This is a genomic window from Pseudomonas sp. R43(2017), from assembly GCF_002112345.1.
GTDB classification, from domain to species: domain Bacteria; phylum Pseudomonadota; class Gammaproteobacteria; order Pseudomonadales; family Pseudomonadaceae; genus Aquipseudomonas; species Aquipseudomonas kribbensis.
Genome location: NZ_NEHJ01000001.1, coordinates 17,593 through 40,570, shown reverse-complemented (window position 1 = coordinate 40,570; position 22,978 = coordinate 17,593). Strand labels below are relative to the sequence as shown.

The 22,978-nt window shown below is 61.4% G+C and carries 11 protein-coding genes; 3 read left to right on the top strand and 8 right to left on the bottom strand.

Annotated elements, in window-relative coordinates:
• Positions 1-14: 14 nt before the first annotated feature.
• From CAG02_RS00150 to CAG02_RS00130, 5 genes are all read right to left on the bottom strand, one after another.
• Positions 15-1,745, bottom strand: a complete 1,731-nt coding sequence (locus tag CAG02_RS00150; protein WP_085710141.1) for a fumarate reductase/succinate dehydrogenase flavoprotein subunit — start codon at positions 1,743-1,745, stop codon at positions 15-17.
• Complete coding sequence (locus CAG02_RS00145; protein ID WP_085710142.1) at positions 1,742-2,494, bottom strand: GntR family transcriptional regulator; 753 nt, start codon at positions 2,492-2,494, stop codon at positions 1,742-1,744. The genes CAG02_RS00150 and CAG02_RS00145 overlap by 4 nt, the downstream gene beginning before the upstream one ends.
• 219 nt (positions 2,495-2,713) lie before the next feature.
• Positions 2,714-3,682, bottom strand: a complete 969-nt coding sequence (locus tag CAG02_RS00140) for a Gfo/Idh/MocA family protein (protein WP_085710143.1) — start codon at positions 3,680-3,682, stop codon at positions 2,714-2,716.
• A 9-nt stretch (positions 3,683-3,691) separates the two neighbouring features.
• Positions 3,692-4,579 (bottom strand): Dyp-type peroxidase, encoded by an 888-nt coding sequence (locus CAG02_RS00135; RefSeq protein WP_085710144.1) that lies wholly within the window; start codon positions 4,577-4,579, stop codon positions 3,692-3,694.
• A 57-nt stretch (positions 4,580-4,636) separates the two neighbouring features.
• Complete coding sequence (locus CAG02_RS00130) at positions 4,637-5,671, bottom strand: AraC family transcriptional regulator (RefSeq protein ID WP_085710145.1); 1,035 nt, start codon at positions 5,669-5,671, stop codon at positions 4,637-4,639.
• Positions 5,672-5,882: 211 nt separating this feature from the next.
• Between CAG02_RS00130 and CAG02_RS00125 the strand changes: the two genes are divergently transcribed.
• From CAG02_RS00125 to CAG02_RS00115, 3 genes are all read left to right on the top strand, one after another.
• Positions 5,883-6,830: a transporter gene (locus tag CAG02_RS00125; RefSeq protein WP_085710146.1), complete on the top strand. Its 948-nt coding sequence runs from the start codon at positions 5,883-5,885 to the stop codon at positions 6,828-6,830.
• A 255-nt stretch (positions 6,831-7,085) separates the two neighbouring features.
• Positions 7,086-7,280 carry a stability determinant gene (locus tag CAG02_RS00120; RefSeq protein ID WP_085710147.1) on the top strand — a complete coding sequence of 65 codons (195 nt, stop codon included), beginning with the start codon at positions 7,086-7,088 and terminating at the stop codon, positions 7,278-7,280.
• The gene (locus tag CAG02_RS00115; RefSeq protein ID WP_346428897.1) at positions 7,261-7,554 is read left to right on the top strand and encodes a type II toxin-antitoxin system RelE/ParE family toxin; all 294 of its coding nucleotides are present in this window, start codon (positions 7,261-7,263) and stop codon (positions 7,552-7,554) included. Before CAG02_RS00120 ends, CAG02_RS00115 begins: the two co-directional genes overlap by 20 nt.
• 48 nt (positions 7,555-7,602) lie before the next feature.
• Here the strand turns inward: CAG02_RS00115 and CAG02_RS00110 are convergent, their stop codons facing one another.
• From CAG02_RS00110 to CAG02_RS00100, 3 genes are all read right to left on the bottom strand, one after another.
• The gene (locus CAG02_RS00110; RefSeq protein ID WP_085710149.1) at positions 7,603-20,103 is read right to left on the bottom strand and encodes a filamentous hemagglutinin family protein; all 12,501 of its coding nucleotides are present in this window, start codon (positions 20,101-20,103) and stop codon (positions 7,603-7,605) included.
• Positions 20,104-20,299: 196 nt separating this feature from the next.
• The gene (locus CAG02_RS00105; protein ID WP_085710150.1) at positions 20,300-21,424 is read right to left on the bottom strand and encodes a substrate-binding domain-containing protein; all 1,125 of its coding nucleotides are present in this window, start codon (positions 21,422-21,424) and stop codon (positions 20,300-20,302) included.
• 95 nt (positions 21,425-21,519) lie between these two features.
• Positions 21,520-22,632: a substrate-binding domain-containing protein gene (locus CAG02_RS00100; RefSeq protein ID WP_085710151.1), complete on the bottom strand. Its 1,113-nt coding sequence runs from the start codon at positions 22,630-22,632 to the stop codon at positions 21,520-21,522.
• Between the last annotated feature and the right edge of the window lie 346 nt (positions 22,633-22,978).

The following is a 22,978-nucleotide window of genomic DNA, read 5'->3' as shown; positions in this document are numbered from 1 at the left end:
TCTCTAGTGATGGCTCAAGCGGCAAAAGCGCCGACCCGAAGGCGGTCGTAGGCCTGCATTTCCTCGGCATCGAGCGGGATGATGTAAGGCTCGACGGCTTTCTTGAAACTGGTCATGCGCCCGTCCTCACCCTTCTTCAGGTGGCAGTGGCAGAACCATTCGCGGTCGTCCCGTTGCGGGTGATCGACGCGGTAGTGGTACAGGCCCCAGCGGCTTTCGGCGCGGAACAGCGAGGCGCGGGCGGCCATTTCGGCGCAGTCGCGGATCACACTGGTTTCCATGGCACGCATCAGTTCGTGGGCGTTGTTGGCCTTCATCTCGTTGAGATCGCGTTCGATATCACTGAAACGTTGTAAGCCGATTTCCATTTTTTTGGTCACTTTCGGCGGTTGCAGGTAGTCGTTGACGAAGCGCCGCAGCTTGTACTCGACCTGAGCCGGCGGCAGGCCGTGTTCTCGGTCCAGCGGTGCGTAGACCCGGGCCTTTTCCTTCGCGATCTGCTCGGCATCCAGCGCGGAGAACTCACGCCCTGCGACAAACTCCGCCGCGTTATGCCCGGCAAACCAGCCGTAGGTGAACGCGCCGAGCATGTAGTTGTGCGGTACGGCGGCCATGTCGCCGGCCGAGTACAAACCTTTCACCGAGGTTTCGGCGCGCTCGTTGACCCACACGCCGGACGCCGAGTGGCCGCTGCAAAAGCCGATTTCCGAGATGTGCATCTCGACCATCTGCGTGCGGTAGTCGGTGCCGCGATTGGCGTGAAACTGGCCGCGGCTCGGACGTTCGTTGCTGTGCAGGATTTCCTCGATGTTCTGAATGGTTTCTTCGGCCAGGTGATCGAGCTTGAGGAATACCGGGCCATTGCCGCTTTCCAGTTCCTGATGAAACTCCCACGCCATCTGCCCGCTCCAGTAGTCGCATTCGATGAAGCGCTCGCCCTTGTTGTTGGCGGTGTAGCCACCGAGAGGGCCGGTGACGTAGGCGCAGGCCGGGCCGTTGTAATCCTTGATCAGCGGGTTGATCTGGAAGCACTCAAGGTTCGCCAGTTCGGCCCCGGCGTGATAGGCCATCGCATAGCCGTCACCGGCATTGGTCGGGTTTTCATAGGTGCCCATCAGGTAACCCGAGGACGGCAGACCGAGTCGCCCGGCAGCGCCGCAGGCAAGAATCACTGCCTTGGCCTTGATCACGTGGAAGTCGGCGGTGCGGCAATCGAACCCCATCACGCCGTTGACGGCGCCCACCTCGTCGGTCAGCAAACGGGTGCAGACCAGTCGGTTGGTGATGCTGACCCGTGCGCGTTTCAACTGGCGATACAGGACTTTCTTGATGTCGTGCCCTTCCGGCATCGGCAGCACATAGGCGCCCATGTGGTGGACTTTCTTCACTGCGTAATCGCCGGTTTCGTCCTTCTCGAACTTCACGCCCCAACGGTCGAGCTGCTCGATGGTTTCGAAGCTGTGCGTGGCGTAGGCGTACACCGCCGCCTGATTGACGATGCCGTCGTTGGCGATGGTGATTTCCTTGGTGTACTGCTCCGGCGTCGAGTGGCCGGGGATGATCGCGTTGTTCAGGCCGTCCATGCCCATGCTGATCGCGCCGCTGCGCTTGACGTTGGCCTTGTCCACCAACAGCACTCGCAGATCCTTGTTCTTTTCCTTGGCCTTGATCGCAGCCATCGGGCCGGCGGTGCCACCACCGATCACAACGATGTCGTATTCCTGCTCGAGTGTCGTTCGACTCATGCCTGCTCCCCTTTTTGCCGGTCGATCCGCAGGCGGTACTGGAACGCATCGCCACGGTAGTAAAGGTGTTCGAAGTCCAGCGGCTGGCCGTGGGCATCGTGGGTCAGACGCTCGATGCGCATGATCGGCGAGCCGGCCTCGACGTTCAGCGCCTGGGTCAGGTCGCTGTCGGCCAGCACCGCGTCGATGGCCAGATCGGCGTGGCCGAGGGCGATGCCGCAGTCGTTTTCGAGGATCAGGAAGATGTCGCGGGTCACCAGATCGGCCTTCTCCAGTCGTTCGCCGACGGCTTTGGGCAGGTAGGTGATTTCCAGCGAGATCGGCTCGCGGTTGATCAGCCGTACACGTTTGATCTGCGCAACGATTTCGCCTTCAGCGACCTGCAAACGCTCGGCGACCAGTTTGTCGGCGGCGATGAATTTGAAGCTGCGCAGACGGTTGATCACCTCGTAGCCACGGCCAGTCATGGACTCGGCGAGGCCTTGCAGGGTGCTGACGTTTTGAAAGGTCTTGGGTTTGGCGACGAAGGTGCCTTTGCCGTGGATCTTGAAGATCAGCCCTTCTTTCTGCAGATCGCCCAGGGCCTGGCGCACGGTGATGCGGCTGACCTTGAACAGCGTGCCGAGCTCGCTTTCGGACGGCATTTGGCTGTCTTGCGGGTATTCGCCGTCGAGAATCCGGGCGCGCAGCACGTCGCGCAGTTGGGTGTGCAGCGGGACACTGCCCAGGGAGAGAACGTTATCGGTCATCACGGGATCACTTGTCATAACGAGTTATGACGTGATCTTAGAGACGTTATGACAAGCTTGAGAAATACCGAATGAGCATAAGGTTAGATGCGCAACACCATCCCCTGTGGGAGCGAGCTTGCTCGCGATAGAGGTGTATCAGTCACCAAAGTTATTGACTGACAGGACGCTATCGCGAGCAAGCTCGCTCCCACAGGGGGGACGGTGTGGTCTGGGGAATTATTGGCGCTTGAGGATTTGATCCATGACCCAATCGGTCTTCAGGGCCTCTGCCCCTGTCGCCGGATGCTGCGATTCGCCGCGAATCTGCGCGTTCATGCCCAGCACGTGATGCCACTGGATATGTTCGTGATGGGGGATTTCCAGGCTGATGTCCTCATCGGCGTGCAGCTCGACCGGATGTTCGTCGAACACCGAAAAACCGATCCGCCCTTGGCTGCCGATGATCTCGACCCGGTCTTCTCGCCGGTCCGCAACAAAACTCCAGCAGCCCATGCCCAACGCGCCCGAGGCGAATCGCCAACTGGCGCTGACCGCATCTTCCGCCGCATACAACCCGGCCTGACGCGCCGTGAATCCGGCCACTTCGACGATATCGCCGAGCAGGTACTGGAACAGGTCGAAACCATGACTGGCCAGATCCGCGAAATAGCCGCCACCGGCCACCGCCGGATCGGTGCGCCAGTTGGCGCTGCCGTCCAGATCCTTCGGTGATGGTACTTTGGTCAGCGTCCAGCTCAGGTGCCGCACCTCGCCGATACGCCCCTGCTGCAACCATTGCCGAACCTGCTGGAAACGCGGCAGCGAACGGCGGTAATAGGAGACGAACAGGTGCAAACCGGCGTCGGCAAACGCCTGCTGCATCTCGCGGCTTTGCCCGGCGTTGAGTGCCATGGGTTTTTCCACGCAGCAATGCTTGCCGGCGGCGGCGACTTTCAGGCTGTAGGCGTGATGGCTGTCGGGTGGCGTGGCGATGTACACCGCGTCCACCTCGGGGTCGTTGATCAGCGCATCGACGTCGGTGTAAGTCCGGGCGATGCCGTGGCGCGCGGCGTAATCGGTCACGGCTTCGAGGCGTCGCCCCATCACCGCCACCAATGCCGAGCCGGGAACCTTGTAGAAGGCCGGCCCGCTCTTGCGTTCGGCGACACTGCCGCAACCGATCATGCCCCAGCGCACCACGTTCATTCTTGTGCCTCAGCCGATGCGCAGTGCGCGCAGGTCGAGGTGGCCGTTTTGCAGCGGCGGGCACCAGTAGTAGCCGCCAGTGATCGGCCGGCTGATGCGGTACAGACCGTCGGTGATGCCGTCTTCCAGACCGCTCATGCGGCGCAGTTGCGCTTCGAAAGCGTCGAGGGAGAAACCGAATGCCAGGAACATCAAACCGGCGCGATCGCCTTCGATCCAGGGCATCGAACGGCGCACGACGAAGGCTTCCGGGGCGAAGCTTTCCTGGGCGGTGCGCTTGACGTGGGCGGACACCGGGGCGTCGTCGATCTCTTCGTTGTCGCTCAGGCGACGGCCCATGATGTTGTCCTTGTCTTCGGCGGACAGCGCATGGAAACCCTTGAGATCATGCTGCCACTGCTGGATCGCGGCAAAGCTGCCACCGACCAGACCGTCGGCGCCTTCACTTTGCAGTGCGGCGGCGATGGCGGCTTCGTCGTGCGGGTTTTCGGTGCCGTCTTCATAACCGGTGAGGTCATGGCCGTCCTTGTGGCGGAAGGCTTCCTGCATCTGCACCAGACGCAGCGCCGGGGCCAGTGCGGCCTCAAGCGCGGTGCTGCGGTTGAGCAGATCACCACGGTCGACGCCGTGCAGCCAGACCCACAGGGCGTGCTGGGTCGACGGGTTTTCCACGCCGACGCCGGTCAGCGCCGGGAAGCTGCGCAGGCCGTCGATGTTCACATTCAGGGCCTTGGCCAGGGACTCACCGAAGCCGACCACCGCCGATTTGCCGTCCACCAGGTTCAGCAGGTTGTCGATCGCCTGCGGCAGCGCTTCAACCGACTCGAGGGCGAAAAACAGGTGACGTGCTTGCGGCGGAACTGGGGTGGCGAGGATGCCCGGCTGGTAGTAACTCATGTGAACTCCTTGGGAAAGAGCGCGGAGTTTAACTGTAGCCGGAGGGTTTGTGGGGGATCAGATGACGCACTCGTTGCGCCACGCACTCGGGCTTTTACCGGTCCAGCGCTTGAACGCCCGACGAAAACTGCGCACATCGCTGTAGCCGACTTCCTCGGTGATGCGCTCGATCGGCATGTCGGGATTGGCCAGAAGACTCATGGTTCGCGCCTGCCGCACTTGCTCCAGCAGCGCCTCGAAAGTCAGTGAGTGCTCGGTCAGACGCCGGCGCAAAGTGCGGCTGCTCATGTTCAGGTCGCCGGCAATCTTTTCGATGTGACTGCCCCGGCTCAGGTCCCGGGCAATGGCGCGCTCCACGGCCTGGATCAGATCGAGCTTCTGATGCACCTGCGCGGCTTCCAGCTCCAGCAACTTGACTGCCTGACGCAACGCCAGCGAATGGTGGTTGGGCAGGTTCACATCCAGCCATTGCACGTCGATCAGCATGCGGTTGTGCAGGCAGCCGAAGCGCACGTCCGGCCCCAGCAACCGCCGGTATTCATCGACGTAATCCGGCGCGGCGTGAACGAACTCCACGGCAATCGGCTTGAACGTCTCGCCCACCAGCGCCCGGCCGTAGACCAGCAGGCTGGCGTAAAACTCTTCGACGGCGAATATCTGCACCTCAGCGAACGGCAAACGGCACTCCACGTCGACGTACACCTGCTCGCCCACCACATCCACGCTGATCACCACGATCCCGCCTGACGTGTGTTGATGGCGAATGCCCAGCTCGAACGCATCGCGCAGGTTCTTGCACAGCGACAGCACATGCCCGAGCAGGCCCAGCGTGCCGAGCACGTTCTGCGCGCCGACCCACAGCCCCAGCCCCTGATTGGGCAAGGCCTTGAGCGCCCGCTGGATCATGGCCACGGCCTGGCGATAGGAAATCCGCTGCGACGGGTCCTGCAGATCCTCGACGTCAAAGCCCAGGCCACGGCACAGGCTTTGCGGCTCGATGCCCTTGTTGGCGGCGACTTCGGCCAGGGTCTGCAGCAGAAATGGCGACACCAGCGCCAGATCGAAGGTGGGGTCTTGGAGTTTTGCGTTCATGGGGGCTGACATTCCGGATCACGCTGAATTGTTATTTTTGTTACCGGTTATGTCGAAGGAAGTTAGCACAGGGTTGATGAAGTGTCCGCAGAAGCCCCCTTCCGTGTCCGCCAATACCCTGCCCCGGCGTGCGCCAAGGGCTTATTTCTATAGTGGCCGGGCGTCCTGCGCGCCGGCGGTGCGCCCAAACACAATAATAATGAGGACGGACATGACCCCGAACCGCGCGACATTCCCTGTGCGACTGGCGCTGAGCCTGCTCGGCTGCGCCACCACCCTGCCGGCGCTGGCCACCGAAGCCGGCGTCGACAACATCGGCCCCGGCACCGACGGCTTCTTCATGCTGCCGCTGGAGGTCGACAGCCTTCCCGAGAACATGGTCGCCTTCAACCTCTACTACAACCATTACAAGGCGACCAAGCTCAATATCAGCTCGTTCGGCGGCAAGGTACCGAACGTCGAGATCGAATCCACCGCCGTCATCCCGCGCATTGATTACCTGAGCCCGGTACGGGTGTTCGGTGGACGCCTGGCCGGTTACATCGCCCAGCCCTGGCTGAAGCAGGAAGTCTCGGTATTCGGCCAGAGCGACACCCGCGAAGGCATGGGCGATACCACCATCGCCCCGATCATCCTGTGGGACATGGGCAAGAACCTGACGCTCGGCGCTGCGGTGGAAATCACCGTGCCCACCGGCGAATACAGCGTCGATCGGCTGGCCAACACCAGCAACAATTTCTACACCTACAAGCCGCTGTTCTCCTTCACCTGGCTGCCGACGGACAAGACCGAAGTCTCGATGAAGACCACCTACAGCTTCAACGAGAAGAACAAGGACACCGACTACAAGTCCGGGCAGATCTTCCACTTCGATTACTCGGCCAGCTACAAGATCACCGACGACCTGATGCTCGGCGTCAATGGCTATTACCTCAAGCAGACCACCGACGACAAACAGTTCGGCCACACCGTGCAGTTCGCCGGCCAGGACGTTGACGACGGCGTGCGCGGCCAGGTGTTCGCCATCGGCCCGGCGCTGCACTTCACCTTCCTCAAGTACGCCAGCGCGGAGATCCGCTGGGCCAGGGAGTTCGACGTGGAGAACCGGCCGGAGGGGGACATGTTGTGGGCGAAGGTGAGTATTCCGTATGCGTTCTGAGCGTATTTGTAGGAAAGCACGCGCGAATTTGTAGCCCGAAGACCTGAAAAACGCTGGGGTGGAATAGGCCTACAACGGCGGTCGAGATTGCCGGACAACCGAGGGAAACGTCCGGCAGATTTCAAAGGGGGGACTTGCAGATACTGGGCTCCGTTACCTCATGGTTCCTCAAGGGCTCATGGGGTGCATCGTCTGCCAGTGACGACAATGGGCCCTTCCCCCCTTAGACTGCTGAAATTGATCACGGAGATCACTATGAGCATATTGCATTCCCCGTTTTACTCTGACTTCGACTCCGAAGAAGAGGCAGAGAGCTACGATCGCTGGTTTCGTGCCAAGGTGCAGGAGGCACTGGATGATCCTAATCCGGGCATTCCCCATGAAGAAGCCATGATGCGGCTCGACCAACTATTAGAAGAGAGACGCAAGAATCGACGCGCTGCCGCTTGAATGGAGCGAACAAGCTCTGGACGATCTGGCTGACATTATCGATTACGTTGAACAATACAACTCAAACGCTTCAACGGCTCTGCAGCACAAGGTTGGTGCAGCAACGCAAAGGCTTTCATCAATTCCTTATGGTTACCGGTCCGGTCGAGTGCCAGGCACTCGGGAAATGGTGGTCAATCCGAACTATCTGCTGGTCTATCGAGTGAACGGGCGCATCAAAATACTGACGTTAGTCCACACCCGACGACAATACCCACGAACCTCATCAACCTAAAAAAAGGGCGGCCAAAAGGCCGCCCGAAGCGTACTACACGAGAGTTCTTTACAACGTCAGCTGCCCCCGCTCCTCCTCGGTCAGCTGCTGTTTCGCCTGTTCATCCAGCACCCCGGCGCCCAGCACCTGCACCGGGCTGTTGGGGTTGTAGCCCGGCGTCGGTGCACGGCTGGCACCGTCGCGGGTCGGGGCCAGTTGCTCGTTGCCGAAACTCAGCACCTGCACGGTGAACACCGAGGCCTGGTTCTGCCGTGACGCGGCTTGTTGCTGGCGGGCGACGTCTTCCGCCGCCTGAGTCGCCGATGACGCTGCGGAACTGGCCGAGGTGATCGCCCCGGTATTGACCGCCGAAACCACCGGCACGCCGGTCGCCTTGCCCTGCACCGAGATGTTGGCGGCGTTGACCACCGTCAGCGCGGCGATGTTGACGTTGCCCGAGACGCGAATCCCCGCCTCCCCCGCATCGATGGTGCCCAGCGGCGCGATCAGGTCGATATCCCCCGGGGCCACTTCGGCAATCGGGTTGAGCGTGGCGATACCGGCGCCGGTGCTCGGCACCGATGGCGACAGGGTCACGTTGCCCCAGGTGTCGTACACGCGTTTCGGCGGCGTGTAGACCACGGTGGTTTTCGAGCCGCGACCGGCGTTGATGTCACCCGTGGCGGACCAGCCGAGAATCGAGCCACCAAACGTCGTCATGATCCGGCTCTGCCCCAGCAGAATGCTGCCCTCGGAGTAGAGCTGAATATTGCCCGAACCCTGGGTGATGATCCCCGCCGTGGATGGCGGCGCCGCGCCTTCGATGCCGAACACCTGACCGCCGCCCGGCGTGAGCATCTGGATATCGCCGCCGAACAGGGTCTTGACCCCTGCTCCACCGTACATCGTGATATCGCCGTCATAACGGACCGGGTTGCCGGCCACATCGGTGGTCGGGAACAACGAAGCGATGGCGTTGCGACCGCGCAGGTAACTGCCTTTGCGCGGGCCATCGGCGTCGTTGTATTCCAGGCCACCGGCACGCAATTCGGCGAAGTACACCTGACGGGCGAAGATCGCCTGCTCGGCACTTGGCAACGCAGCGAAGAAGGCTTGCGCCTGTTCTGCGTTGCCGCTGAAGCCGTAGCCGAGGGTCAGCCAGCTCTGCAATTCGTCGAGGTAAGTCTTGACCACTTTGCCTGGCTGCCCGTTGAGCGACGCATTCGGGTCGGCGAGGTTCTGCGGGTTCAGATATCGGGTAATGAACCGCGAATAATCCGGCCCTTGCGCGCCCACACCGGCCTGCAACACCACGCTGGCGCCCGGTTGTTTATCGCTTGCCACCAGCGAGCCGAGGCTGGTAATGCTGGCGCGGTTCTCCATCAGGATGTTGCGCCCGGCATTGATATCGAGGACGCCGGGCCCGGCGATGTCGAAGCTGCTGTAGAGAATGTCGCGGCCGGCAGAAACGCGAGAGATGTCTCGTGGATCGTTATGGACAAACAGGTTGCCGGTGGAAGAAATATCATCCTTGCCGTTGCTTATTTCCGAACTCGGTACTGCCGTAGGCTGCCCCAGGGTGGTGCCGGAGGCGACGATGTCACGACCGGCGATCATCCACACAGGACCGGCCGCTTCGTACCAGGTGCGCTTGGAAGTGGAAAAGCTCAACGTTTCACCACTGCGAACGCCCACCAGGTCCCCCGTCAGTGCGTAGAATCGCGCCGGCCCCTGTACGTCGTTCAAACCCGAATAGCTGTTGGGACCAAAGGCAAAGAGCGGATATCGCATGTTGCCCTGGGGTGCCACGCCATCCTCGCTGTAGTTGGTGCGTAGCGGTTTACTGGCGTTGCTGTTGGCATAGGTGTTGAACGCCGGGTTGAACGGTGTGGTAATGGCCATCGGGCTGGCACCCGACTGGTTGATCGCATAGCCACCCGCGTAGATGGAGTCACCTGCCAACAGTTCAAGCTGTCCCGACTTCGACGGTGCCAGGAGCAGCGAGTAACCTTGCAGCGGGTAGTTGTCTACGCCAGTGAACGTCGCGGACGGCCCTGCATAGATGGACCCCTGCCCCGCCACCGCGCGTAGTATCGATGGATAGACAAACCGGCCATCGGTAGGCGAGGTATTGCGTCCCGTGATCAAGCCGTTGGAGGTATTGAACTCGGATATCTGCGTGCCCGGCGTCAGGTTCCCGCCAGCCGAGAACAGATCGATTGCAGTGTGGTCGGTCCACAATGAGAAGCCGCTCAGAGTACCGCCCTGCTGAACGCTACCGTTGGCGGCCATGATCGGGCTGGCGTTCATCAGACTCACTCGCCCAGGATCCGCTGCACCACCCAATACCAGATCCCCACGGCTGCTCAGGCTCATGCCCGAGTCTCCCGGAATCAGCACCACGCCTCCGGAAGCACTACCGGTGGTCGAGGTAAATGGATCAAGTGCCCGGGTTTCCCGCAGATCATTGACCACGGTGCTGGCGCCGTACCTCAGGTTGATGCCACCCAGTGCTCCACCCGTCATTTGGGCCGCACCGCGCAGGTTGATCAGCGCACCTTGCAGATCATGGACCGGTTTGCCGATGCCGGTTTCTCCTGCCCGCGCTTGTAGCGACGGGTTGAACGTACCGCCGATTCGAATATCCATGTCACCACCACCGGTCATCTGCACGCTGCCATCGCTGGCGACTCGACCGGTGCTGCCGACTGCGACGATCAGACCTTGGCTTCGAGGATTGTTCACGGCATCCCCCAACGGCTTGAGCATGCCGGCATCACCACCGGCCCGCAGGCTGATATTACCGCCGCCCAAAGTGCCAAAACCGGTGAACCCGACCAGGTACGGTTCGGTATTGGTGTTCGTGTCTGGCATCAATTGGGTGGCATAGCTGCCGAAGTTGATCCACCAGGCCGTGGGCATATCCGGGTTGCCCGTGCCTTGGCGCCACAGCCAGTTGCCCACCGCGACGCTTGCGATCTGCTCCCGGGTTCCACCTGAAGTCGATCGAGTTTTCTGCCCTACCGAATCGCCCGAAACAGACCCGCCCGCGTTGATCGTCAGATTGCCGCCCATCTGCGGATACCAGGCCTGGTAAAGACTGTCGGTGCCGCCGTTGACCCATTTTTCATAATCGGCACCGGCAGTGCCCAGCACCGAATTACTGTCCGAGAGATGTCCGCGTTTCTGGTTATACCGCGGATCGACGTTCGCTGATTGAGTGCCGGCGGTATACACGCCAAACGGTGAATCCATGCTCAGGTTGCCGGCAGCCATCAGATCAAGATCGCCAGTACCGGTGCGCAGCACACTGAACATCTGGCTGTGGGCCTTGGCGGTTGTGCCGGGATTATTGCCGATGCAGAACTCCGGATAGATCTCGCAAAGGATCTGATACTCCTCGGGGACGGGTTCGTAGTCAGGTCCTTGACCACTGCCCGGCGCCCAGACCCAGCGTGCCATCGGCACACAGAGTCCTTCCACCTGCGCACAGATTTCCAATTGGTCATCGGGCACAGGGTAATACCCCGGAAGGTCATACGGATTGTCCGGTGCCCACACGAGTATCCCCGTTGCCTGAGTAAGCGTGACACCGTAATGAGTGTCCGCCAGCCGCAGATTGCCATCGGTGGTGACAGGCTTCACGGCACGGCTGCCCGCCGCCTCAAGATCGGCACCCGCCACCACGCGCATCGACCACGACGCACTGCCCGAAGGCAACATACTGGCCAACGCCCAGTTCTTGCCTTGCTGCGTGCCGCTGAACGGACGCAGTTCGATCAGCGAAGTGCCGTCGGCAAGTTTTACATCAGTCATCGAAGGAATCAGCGAGCCACGCAGCAAGGCCAGCGAGCTGCTCAGTTTCACACCGGAAACCGTTAAAAGATCGAGGTCGAAAACCCCTGGCAGCGGCACGCCCTTGGGCCAGGTCATGGCCAGCAGGCTCGTGGCCTTGTTCAGGCGGATACCGGCCCCCAGGCGAGTGTTCGCCGGCAACGTCACACTTTCGCCGAGCAACGTTCCCGCCGCATACAACAGATTTCCGCTGGCATCATGGATAGCCCCCGCCAGCACAGTGCCGGCACTGAACGTGTACGCCTCGCCCAGTACCGCCTGGGTCGGCAGCAACGTGCCACTGGCCAGTCGCGCGCCTTGAATCGTCACGTCGTAATTGAGCGTCGCGCCCACCGGAAACTGCGTGCCCTCGGCCAGCGTCACCCCACTGCCCGGCACGATCAGATCGCCACCGAACGGCTGCACACCGGCAATCAGTTTCCAGCCGGCATCATCCTTGGTTTCCGATGGCGGCGCGAAGCCGTCGTTGATGCTGCCGTAAATGTCGAGGTTGCCACCGGCACGAATCACCAGGCTGCCGGCCTCCCCTGACCCGTACACCAACGGGTTCAGTCGCGTGTGCGGATTGAGACTGGCGTAGCGATAACCCGAAAGGTCCAGATCGCCCTCCACCACCAGATCACCGTCGGCAGTCTTGCTGGCGATTTCCACGCCCGGCCGCAGATGGAATGCATCGGCGTAGGTGGCGTTATTCAGTCCGGCGAGTTTGCGTTGCAACAGATCACCGTTGCCCAAAGCAGCGTTGATAAAGTCTTTGCTGTCACCGTGAATGCGTTCAAGCATGGCCTGATCAATCACTTGATACGGCCGACCACTGATCGCCTGATCGACACCATCGCGGGCATCGGTGTAGCGGCGCATGCCATTGAGCCCGATAGAGCGTGCGCCCTGAATGGTCAGCACACCGCTGGCGTCGATGGCGATGTCATTGCTGCCCAGACGTGGCGCGTTCAGCTCCAGCGTGCCGCGCAGCATTCCATCGTGTTGCCCGGCGAGGAAACCGGGCACGGCATCGGTGCCGTGGCGCAGGTCGATGCGCGCGCCGCTTCCCAGCGTGAGCAAACCATCGCCGGAACCGAGTTCGACCGTGGCACGGTTCGGCGCATCGATGATCTTGCCGTAGCTGTCGACCCGCAGCACGCGGCCATGGGCATCGAGCACACTGTTGCCCGCCAGAGTCAGACCGTTTTTCGCCGACAGACGAATGCTGCCGACACGCTCGCCGCTGGCGTCGATCAGACCGGCAACCGTCAGGCTGCCATGGTCCACCGACACATTGATTTCGCCAGCCTTGAGACCGTCGCCAATCACCAGGTTGCCTTGTTTGAGTTGCAGGCTGCGGCTGCCGTAGACCTGTCCGGTATTCAAGCGCTGGTTGAGCGCGGCGAACTGCTCGGTGGCGTCACCGCCCAGGCGTTGCGCGCGGATGTCCACGCCACCGGCCTTGTACGGCACCAGCGTGCCCCCGGCGTCGTAGTAACCGCTGCTGCCGCCGACAATCTCGCCTTGCAGGTCGACCATCCCGGCCGCATCGGCCAGAGCGACGACGCTGAGGTTACCGGCCTGATTGTTCTTCGCCGACAGATCGATCCGCGAGCCCACAGCCTGACGGATATTGCCGTTGGCGCTGTACAGCGACACGTCGCCGCCCCAGCTGTACTTGCTGACATCGTTGAACGGCAAGGTACGCCCGGCCATATCCAGAGCGGCTCCGCTGCCCAGGGTCAGATCGCCTTCGGACTTCACCGTCAGCTTGCCGCTGGCCAGTGCGATACGGCTGTCGAGCACGACATCGCGGGCTTCAAGGTTCAACTCCGCACCCAGGGCATTGGCCACTCCAACAGCCCCGGCGCCACTGAGCGTCAGGCTGTTGCCGGCCTTGAGCAGGCTGACGGATGCTGCCTCGCCAGTGAGCAACGGCGTACGCAGATTCAGATTGCCGCCGCTGTAGCTGTAACCCTTGACCGGATCGTAAGCGCCCTGCTCCTGATACACCGCCAGGCTGCCCTTGTGATTGGCGGTGATGCGGTCGCTGGCGCTCAGGTTGACGTTGGCGAAACCCAGCGCCAGGCGATTGTTCTGATCCAGTCCGCTGGCCTGAGGCATCGGGCCATAACCCAGCTCGATACGCTGGGCCTGAATGTCCAGCGTGCCACTGCCGGTGCCCGCGCCGCCCGTGATGACTGCGCCAGGGTTCTGGGTAGCGCCGTTCCAGATCAGGTTGGCGGTACGGATACTCGCCACGTCGCTGGCGTTGCCAAGACCGTAGATCGCCGGAGTGACCAGCAACAGGTTCTGCAATTTGCTCTGGCCGGTCTGTGGATCGATCGTGTCGAGGCTGACGCTGCCGAAGAAATTGAAGGCGTCGCGAGTGGTCAGGCTCAGGGTTTCCAGAGCCGGCGCGCCAAACTGCGTATCACCGCGCAGCAAGCGATCGAGTACGTTCTGGTTCAGCGTTAGACCGGCGGGCACGCGGCTGCCTGCCGCCGCCAGTGCCTCGGCGCTGCCGGCATTGACCGAGCCGACAGACAGTGCCAGATGACGGGTGCCGAAACGCACCGCTTCACCGAGTTCGAACTGGTTATCCGTGGCAGCAGTGATACTGCCGTTCGAATACAGCAGGGCCGGATTACTGCACATACTCGTTGCGCAAGTGCCGATCCGGATACTGCCCGCTCCGGCGATGCCACTGGCCAGTTCCGGCGCGAGTACCTGGGTCCAACCGTTGGAAACGAGCAACACGCTGGAGGCTTTCGGCTCATAAACAAAACCGGCCATTGAGTCGTAGGCCACGTTGCCACGCCCCAGCGTATTGATCCCGCCCCCCGCCTCGACCGTGATGCCGCCAAGCGTTGACGTGGTGCGCAGCAAAACCTGCGGCGCAGACAGAATCGCCCCTTCACGCAAGACAATATTTTCACTGGTGCCCAGGAACCCGATGACGTTGGCGGTAGTGTTGTACAAAACATTCGGCATCGCACCGATGGTCAGCCGCCCCGCGTTGAGACTGTTGAGCGTGTCGGCGTACAGCGACACACCGTTGAAACCAGGTGTCGGTGCACGGCCCGCGCCCAGTATCTCGAAGCTGCCACCGGCATTGCCGCCACGTACCACCGCCGTGCCGGTCATGCCACCCTCGGCAGCCTCGAACAATGTGCGCCCGTTAAATTGCAAAGCGATGTCTTGCTTGCCGCCGGGGGCCAGGCGCAGATCCAGTATCTTGCCGTCCATCGGTGTCAGCGCGCGCGGCACACCGCGCCGGGCGGCGTCGCTCTGGATGAACTGGGTAAAACCGGTTTCGTTGTACTGCGAGTAACGACGCAACACATCGGCAGACGTGAGAATTACCTGACTGGCAAGGCTGTCACGCAGGCCGGTATTGGCAATCGACATCTGCCCGCTGCTGGTCCATGAACCATTGCGCAGTGGCAGTGCCCCGGTTGTCACGCCGGGGGTCGCCTGACCGTTTACTTCAACCCGGAACGCACCGGGCATCAAGGCAAACGTTGACGGCAACAATGTGTAAGTGCCCGCTACCAACCCCGGAACGCCGGCACCAATGGTGATCTGCTGGCCGATACGCGGATCGACCGCACCGGCTTCGGCCAGCATCGGCGCATAGCTGCTCTGGTTGCCGGGCACGATGGCATAGACCGGGTTGCTCGCCAGCCCCGGCAGGCTGAAAGTCCCGTCGGGCGCATTGCGCACCAGCGGGTTGAAGCGCGCATCGGTGGAGCCACCACGACCGGACACGAAGCCGGCGCCGCGCAGATCCCCGCCGCCGGACAGGTCGATGACCGCGCCGCTTTGCACATCGGCGAATTGCGTGCCGATCGACACGCCTGAAGTTTCGCCGGTGATGCCGTCGAGCACCACGGATTTGCCGTTGTAGCGATAGTCGATACCGTCCGTGGTGCCGCCGTACGGCATGACCAGACCGGCGCCGCTGACCGAGGTCAGACTGCCCGGCAAGAGATGAACCTCGCGAGTAGTGCTGAGCAGATCGTCACCCAATACGATCTTGCCCAGCGGTGCACGCAAGACACCGCCCTGCTCGATGTACGCGGCGGAAAAAATCAGTTTCCCGAATGCCGAGTACGGTACTGCAGCCGGTGCAGCTCCGTGGCCGCTGATCCGCAAGGTGTGTTGAGAAGCCGGAACCCCGCCCTGATAACCGACGCGCACCTCGGCCTGAATACCGGTGGCGGGATAGATCTGCGCCGCCCCTAGATTCAAGTCGCCTGGCGTCCACAAACGGGTGCCCACAGCGCCATCGTTCGGCGCGAGGAAACGCAGGTCGCCGCTGCTGTCGAGGCTCACCAGACCAAAAGCCCGACGGCTGTATTCAACGGCCGGCGCCTGCCGTTGCAGGATCGAACCCTGAGTCCCGAAGGACAGGCCATTGCCCAGGTCCAAGAGGTTCGCGGAGGCATTGAACGTCGCGTCGGACAATCGGGCCGTCGGGCCAGGGAGCAACCGTGGGCGCATCATGCTGAAGCCGGCAAAGTAGGTGCCCACACCCGACAGACGCAGGTATGGAGCACTCAAATCAACCCGCGCCGTACCTTTGGAATTCTCGGCGAGAGACAGCGCTCCGGCGAACAGACTGAGGCTCTGATTCATGCGCAGATTGACGTCACCGTCAAACGACAACAGGCCGTTGCTCAGCAGGCTGAGATTGTCGAACCCGCCCGTCATCAAGCTATCGGCACTCAAACGGGTTTGACCGTAACGCAAGCCATCGGCGCCTTCGCCGGGTTGCAGATTCGCGGGCAGCAGCCCGTTTCCTGCCGCTTGGCCAATGATCATTTCCCGCGGCGACCGCACCGCGTTGCTCGCCGAATCGGAATACAACGGCGTCTCCAGCGCCAGTTCCAGACGACCACCGGCCGCCCCGACGCCACCCGCTGCCGCACGCAAGTTGCCTTCAACGAAAAGACCGTTGTAAGAGCTCAAACTGATGCGCCCACCGTCCGTTGCGATACGGGTCGGGCCTTGACCGGCGATATCCAAAACGGCCTCGGTGCCCGAGGCATCCAGCCGCGCGCCCGGACGCACAATCACGTAGGCATCGGCGGCCGTGGCGGTTGCCAGTTTCGAATCGATCTCGCCGCCGATGATGATGCTGCCGCCCTTGCCGACGTGCCCGTAAGTGCGGCCCAGGGTGTCGGTCGCCGTATTGGCACGCGCGGCGACATCCAGCACCGCCTGTTCGCCGATCCATATCGAGCGGTCATGGGCGTTCGGATCCGCCGTTTGAATGGAGGTGGCCGGCTGGATCGAGCCGAATTGTTGCTGACGAATATCGATCGTGCCGCCCCAGGCATTCAGTTCGCCGTCGACGGTGATCTGCCCGGCACCGCGCAGCTTGATGCTCTGCCCTGGGTCAACACTGATGCGCGAGCCACGGCCCAGGGTCAGAGGGCTTTTGGCCGCGTCTATCAGCCCGACCAGCGTCGCGCCACCTTGCAGTGTCAGGCTGGCACCGGCGCGTTGGGTCAGCACGCCCTTGGTCGGGTTTTCCTGGAACAGCGTCGGTGTCCACAGCTCCAGCGCCGTTCGCGGATCGACGCCACTGACCTGGTTGGGTGCCGCATCACCGAAACGATACACCGGCATGTTCACGTCAATTGTGGTGCCTTCGGCAACGTCGAGCCCGCTGAGACCGATCAGGTTGTAGGTGGAGAACCCTTTGTTGAACAGGTCGGTGGACAGTTGCAGGGTGTTGTCTGCCAGGGTTTTATCCGTTTGCCCGACCAGTATTTTGTTGGCCTGCACTGTCAGGGTGCCACCGCCCGTGACGCCGTAACCGCGCAGTTCGCCCTCGAGGTTCAGGTGCGATTTTTCCGGTGTGGAAATAGCGCTCGACTCCAGCGTCAGATCACCGCCCTTGCCCCCCCGGGTCTTGCCGTTTGCGAGCACAGCGCCACCGGAAGAAACGTCGAGCAGGCTGCCGGCAGCGACGTCGATATCACCGCTGCTGCGGATCGATATCAGGCCACCGTTCAGATACGCGAGGCTGGCGTTATCGTCCGGGTTGGTGCGCAGGTTGCTCCACAAACCTCGGGTATCGAGAAGCACGCCCTCGGCGACGCGTGTTTGCGTCGTTTTGCCGGCTTTGGCCGCCAGGCGAGTGTCGGTGCTTGTACCGCCATTGAACTGGTTGAGTACGTTGCCCAGACGCAGACTGCCGCCACGAGCGGTCAGGTCGGCGCCGACCTGCACATCCGGGGCGTACAGGGAGATATCGCCACCGTTATCGACCGTGAGCGCACCGTCAACGGCGATCTGATCCTTGGCAGATACCTTGAGTGCACCGAGGCGGAATCCGTTGAGCTGATCGTTATCGATATACAGCTTGCCCTTGCGGGCATCGGACACCGCGCCGGCGAGGTCCAGATCATTGCCGGCAACCGGGCGCGTGCCACCGATCTGCACCTGATCGAGCAATGGATTGAGGGTGTAGAGCAGACCATTCGACGCCGCGACAAAGGTCGGGTCGTAACTGCCGACGATCAACTGCGCACGCCGGGCCAGTGCGGTCTGACTCTGCTGATAGCCGTCGAGCACCGGTTTCGGCGCCTGATTCTGCCGCTCGCCCTGGTACACATCGCCGATCATCTGCCCGTCGAGCACGGCGTTGGCTGTGGAAATCACCAGTTGCCCGGCATCGCGGCCCACGGTGTAACCCGACTCGAAACGTGAACGCGGGGCAATCAGCGGGTTGTAGAAATAACTGGTCTGGCCCCAGCGTTCGCTGTTGTCTTCATAACCTTTGTACAGCCCGGTATAGAGCAGATCCCCCGGTGCGCGGGAGACTTCATACAAGCGACCATCGGCGCCGCGCAGCCAGCTCTGGCGAATCTGCCCGCTCTGCACATCCAGGGTGCCGCCGGACAGGTTGATCAGCGAACCCTTTTCAGTCACAACGTCGTTACCGGCAAAACTCACCGTACCGCCCTGGGCCATCCACTCGCCGACGCTGTGCCCCTGGGTGCCGAGATAACCACCGACTTCCAACAGGCCACCGGCGGTGTACCAGCGATCAGTGGCGTAGCCGTTGGTGCCAGCCGGCACATACACCAGCTCGCGTACATCGACCCAGATATCGTTGCTGTTGAGCGCGCCTTTCTCGCGGTTGACCGACGCATCACGCTGCTCGTTGCCCTGCACGTTGATCTTGATGCTGTTGTTTTCCATCGCCACTTTGACGCCGATGGCACCAGACACATCAATCATCGCACCGTCACGGACCAGACTGCGGCGCTGTGCGCTGACCGCGACCTGACCGCCGGTGGCCAGGGTGATCGAGCCGCTCTGGAACTCGACACTGCCGCCGCTCTGGATCTCGATGCGCGACTGGTCGCCACGGATCCGGTTGTTGGCCGTGACGCCCGTCAGCGCGGCCTGATGCTGACTGTCGAGGGCGGTCATGTCGCTGCTGTCGAGCATGATCGCCGTGGCACTGCCCTGCCCCAGCGTCACACTGCCGTTGGTATCGGTGCTCGGGTTGGAGAGGTGAATCGTGCCCCGCGTCGCCACTGATGTGCTGGCGAGCAATACGCCGTTTTGCACGACCTCGTGCCCAGCCATTGTGATGTCGCCGGTAGACGACTGGATCAGTCCGTTGTTAGTGACTTTGCCCGTAACGGCACCGGCCTTGAAGCCCGGAATGACTTCGCTGCCGAATGTGGTCGACAGCGCATTGCCTTCGGTGCCCGAGCCCTTGCGGATGTAGAAACGGTCACCGGCCGCCAGTACGGTCTGGCCCTTGGCAGTGTTGATGCTGCCGTCGTTCTGCACTTCGTTGCCGAGCAGCAGCGCATAGCCACCGGCATCGGTGGAAGCCGCCGGTTTGTGGGTTTCAATCGACGCACCACGCTCCACCAACACTTTGCCAGCGGCATCGGTGAAGGTCGGCTGAGTGCCGGTGCTGTCGAAATACAAGCCACGATCACGGAACTGGATGTCGGTGATGTTGGCGGCAGCGGCCACCAGGTTGCGCACGTTGACCTGACTGCTGCCGCTGAACACGATGCCGTTGCGGTTGATCAGCATCACCGTGCCGTTGCCCTTGATCTGGCCTTGTATCTGGCTGGCCCGGGCGTTCGGATCGTTGACCCGGTTGAGCACCGCCCAGTTCGACTGCTGGGCGAAATCGACCGTGGTGTTGCGACCGACGTTGAAGGTTTCCCAGTTGAGGATTGCCTTGTCAGCGGTCTGCTCAATCGTCACCGTGGTTTTGCCATCGACCTGGTTCTGCTGCGGGCCCTTCGCGTTCTGCCAGCCCTGGGTCAGGCTGTTGTCGACCTTCAAACCACCCTCGCCCAGGCCGTCCGGCACGAACTGCACCGTGCCCAACGCAGCGGCGCGTCCGGCCGCCTGCGCCGCCTGTTGAGCGGCAATCGCAGCGACCGTGTTGTTCAGGGTCTGAATCGAACGCTGTAACTGCGCATTGGCCTTTTGCTGCTGGGCCAGCGGCGGCGTCATGCCCGGCAAGCCACCCACGCTCGGGCGCGCTGCTGCGGCCTGCTGCGCCGCTCCTTTGGCGGCAAACCAGCCCGAACTGAACGCTGTCTGCGCCTGCGCACTGCCCGCCACCAGACACAACGCCACCGCGTGCGCCAACGGCTTGAGCAGCCACAGCGACGGCTCCCCGGTTTCACGCTTGGAGGACAGAACGTTGGTACGACGACGGGATGGGCGAGCGAGCATCACTACGAGATCCTTTTTGATTGCCACACAAGGCCGCAGGCATGCAAAAACCTGCTGTTACGTCATAGGCAGTTGGCGAGGGGCGCGACCGAACGGATGTCACACAAACTTCATGTTGGGGGAGTATTCGCGCAATCCGCGGGACCGAATGCCGGGCGAATAAAATGGCGGTCCCAGAAAGGGCCGCCATTGGGTCTCAAGATTTGTCGTTTAGAGGCCGGCCAATGCCGTTGCAAACGCTGGGGTTATTGATATCGAGGTTGTTGCCGGTGGTGTTAGTGACGAAGTTGGCGATGACCGCGTTCTTCCAGGCATAAGACATGGCAATGAATTTATGGGCCTGCGTCGCGACGTTGTTGCCGGGAATACTGTAGTGAGCTGCCAGAAAGGCCTTAACTTCCGCTGCAACCGCAGCATCTTTATAGCATTGGCCGAAGATGAAGTTGGTGTAGGCAGCCAGTTTGTAACCCGAAGTCGGATTAGCGACCACTGGCGACCACTTGGCCGGATTACCCGCATCAAAGATTGTCGTCGGTGGACTTAAACTCACCAACGCCAACAGGACATTAGGGTTCGTCGGCTGGATGCCATTGATGCGAGCAACAACCGCGTTGCTCGTTGCATCAACGTTATCCGGGCCGGCATATCCGATAGAACCATCGACAGCGTTTACGGCTTGTGCGACATCCTGGTCATATTCCACCGCTACCCAATTTGCAGGTATCGAGGAATAGGGTATGCGCGCGACAGTGAATCGCGCATCGGTCACGAATTGCGTTGGGCAGATCGAGCTCAAATGGCGGGTCAGGATTTCCGTAGCGCCGCTCGCTTCCTTCCGGAAGACAATGCGAATAGGAGTGGTGTCCGAGGTACCCAGTAGAGAACCCCACGTGGTTTTATTACCGGAAAACACATCGCACAGCTGATTATCAAACAAGTTCAGAGCAGTCTGGCCAGACTTTCTATAAGGGATCGCCACGGACGTGATAACCGACGGTAGCTGAATCAATGGACCGTATGAAGCCCCATATTGGGTGCTATAGGTCGAAAGCTCCGAGGCAGTCAGTGTGGAGTCACTGGCGGCAAAATGCACCGTCCCGGTTTGACCGAGCCGCATGGGATCGTTAGTCAGAAAGGCCTGTTTTCCGTAACCGCTACCTGCTGCGGCGTAGTTGAAGGTGGCCGGCAATATGCTGTCCACCGAGCCCCTGTAAAGTTTCGCCGGGATGGTTGCCCCACCTCCGATTACCGTCACCGCCATCGCCTGCCCCGAAACCAGCGCCGCCGATACCAGTGCGGCCACTCCAATACGTTTGAACATGTTCAACCTCCTTATCGAATGCACCCGAACGGGAGCCAAAAAAAAATGGCAGCCCCGAAGGGCTGCCACCGTTACAGCTGACTAAACCAGACGGCTTACAAAGGACGACCGATAGCGTTGCAGACGCTGGCGTTGTTGATGTCCAGGTTGTTGCCCGAGGTGTTGGTGATGAAGTTGGCGGTTACAGCGGTTTTCCAGGCGTTAGGCACGGCGACGAACTTGTGGGCCTGAGTCGCAGTGTTGTTGCCCGGGTTGCTGTAGTGCTGGGTCAGGAAGGCTTTGACGTCCGCGGCCACGGCTGCATCCTTGTAGCACTGACCGAAGATGAAGTTGGTGTAGGCAGCCAGTTTGTAACCCGAAGTCGGGTTGGCAACCACTGGCGACCACTTGGATGGATCGGCAGCATCGACAGCAGACGATGGAGGGGTCACCGACGACAGCGCCAAGGTCACGTTGAGCGAAGTAGGTTGAACACCGTTGACGCGGGCAACAACAGCGTTGCTGGTAGCGTCGACACCGTCCGGACCGACATAACCGATGGAACCGTCAACCGCGTTCACGGCAGTAGCGACATCGGAAGTGTTGGCAACGCCGACCCAGTTCGATGGCAGCGCCGAACCGGCTGGCAGACGAGCGTTGGTGAAGGTGGAGTTGGTGGCGAACTGAGTCGGGCAGACCGAGTTCAGGTGACGGCTGAGGATTTCCGAAGTGCCGCTGGAAACGTTGCGATAGACAACGCGGATCGGCGTGGTGTCGGCAGTGCCCAGCAGATCGCCCCAGGTGGTTTTGGCGCCGGAGAAGGCATCGCACAGCTGAGCGCTGGTCAGGTTCAGAGCAGTCTGACCGGCTTTTTTGTAAGGGATGGCAACCGAAGTGGCAACCGAAGGCAGTTGAATCAGCGGACCGAACGAAGCACCGTAGGTGGCTTTGTAGGTGCTGAGTTCCGAAGCGCTGAGGATCGAGTCGCTACCGGCGAAGTGCACAGTGCCAGTGGTGCTGAAGCCAGCCGGGTTGTTGGTCAGGAAAGCGGTTTTGCCACCGCCGCTGCCGATGGCAGCGTAGCTGAAGTTGGCTGGCAGGATGCTGTCGGCAGAACCTTTGTACAGAGCGGCTGGCAGAGTTGCACCACCACCGGTAACGGCCATGGCTTGAGCGGAAGCCAGGGCAGCGACGGTCAGGGAAGCGGCGATCAGAGTGCGCTTGAACATGAAGAATCTCCTTTTCAACTAGGTTGGGAACACAGGTTTTCGGATTGCTTGCATGACACTGGGAAGACTCACCGCTGACCTTCGCAAGCGGGGTCCGTGGTTAAGTCGCACTGAGAAATTCGCAGTTTCCGGTGACAGATAAAGGAAAAAACCTCGGGAGGTGCGAGGTGATTTTCGAGGGATTTTCTCGGGTGTTCTTGCGGTTGTGCGGAGTGTCTACGGCAAGCTTTTCGAGGGAATCGGCCACAGCCCTTGAAGGGCCGTTGCAGATGACAGAAAGGAGAACCCGAGGATGGGGGAAATGAGGGTCGGGTGATGCTGAAGTCCTGGAAAAAAGTTTGGATTA

Coding starts and splice junctions, on each gene's coding strand:
- CAG02_RS00140 (WP_085710143.1), bottom strand. CDS start 3,682: ATGAACGTGGTGCGCTGGGGCATGATCGGTTGCGGCAGTGTCGCCGAA.
- CAG02_RS00100 (WP_085710151.1), bottom strand. CDS start 22,632: ATGTTCAAGCGCACTCTGATCGCCGCTTCCCTGACCGTCGCTGCCCTG.
- CAG02_RS00105 (WP_085710150.1), bottom strand. CDS start 21,424: ATGTTCAAACGTATTGGAGTGGCCGCACTGGTATCGGCGGCGCTGGTT.
- CAG02_RS00125 (WP_085710146.1), top strand. CDS start 5,883: ATGACCCCGAACCGCGCGACATTCCCTGTGCGACTGGCGCTGAGCCTG.
- CAG02_RS00130 (WP_085710145.1), bottom strand. CDS start 5,671: ATGAACGCAAAACTCCAAGACCCCACCTTCGATCTGGCGCTGGTGTCG.
- CAG02_RS00135 (WP_085710144.1), bottom strand. CDS start 4,579: ATGAGTTACTACCAGCCGGGCATCCTCGCCACCCCAGTTCCGCCGCAA.
- CAG02_RS00120 (WP_085710147.1), top strand. CDS start 7,086: ATGAGCATATTGCATTCCCCGTTTTACTCTGACTTCGACTCCGAAGAA.
- CAG02_RS00110 (WP_085710149.1), bottom strand. CDS start 20,103: ATGCTCGCTCGCCCATCCCGTCGTCGTACCAACGTTCTGTCCTCCAAG.
- CAG02_RS00150 (WP_085710141.1), bottom strand. CDS start 1,745: ATGAGTCGAACGACACTCGAGCAGGAATACGACATCGTTGTGATCGGT.
- CAG02_RS00145 (WP_085710142.1), bottom strand. CDS start 2,494: ATGACCGATAACGTTCTCTCCCTGGGCAGTGTCCCGCTGCACACCCAA.